Genomic DNA, 611 nt, shown 5'->3' with positions numbered 1-611 from the left:
ACAGATCCAGGACATACACCGCAGCATCAAGCGGAGCACTTTCCTTGGTAAATACCAATTTCGAGCCATCGGGACTCCAGTGCGGGTGGATATCGTGGTGTGCACCAGTTGTCAAACGTTGAACACCTTCTTGGATTCCTGGTGGATCGGCACTCGGGGCTTGAGGTGGATCACCCTCTCCCTCCTTTTTGTCCTCCTCGTCTGGTGTTTGATGCGGATCTGGATCCGGTTCCGGCTGTTGTGGTGGATCTGGCTCCGGTTCCGGCTCCGGTTCCGGCTCCGGCTCCGGTTCGGGCTCCGGCTCTAGTTCGGGCTCCGGTTCTGCTTTCGTTGGAGGTGCCTCTTGGGCAGCGAGAAATGTCTCAATGTCCACCACAAAAAGATCCCGGATCCCTTCCGCCAGCGCATGGTTATAGACGATTTGAGCACTGTCAGGCGACCATGTAGGTCTAGTATCTGCGTGGCAGTCGGAAAGGCGTACACGATTTTCTCCGTTCACATTCATCGTGTAAATCGATGGTTGCCCCAACGCCCGGGCGTGAACAAAGGCTATACGACGACCATCGGGAGACCAAGCCGGATGCCTATCATTAAAATGGTCTCCGCTGATT

The 611-nt window shown here is 55.5% G+C and carries 1 protein-coding gene; it reads right to left on the bottom strand.

The genetic code is table 11. From position 1 onward, the window contains the following. Positions 1-611 (bottom strand): PD40 domain-containing protein (locus J4G02_14730; GenBank protein MCE2395825.1); only part of this gene is annotated, 611 nt, incomplete at both ends.

The sequence above is a fragment of the Candidatus Poribacteria bacterium genome, assembly GCA_021295755.1.
Taxonomy (GTDB): Bacteria; Poribacteria; WGA-4E; order WGA-4E; family PCPOR2b; genus PCPOR2b.
The sequence above is the reverse complement of the archived record's forward strand: the minus strand, read 5'-3'. Positions and strand labels throughout refer to the sequence as shown.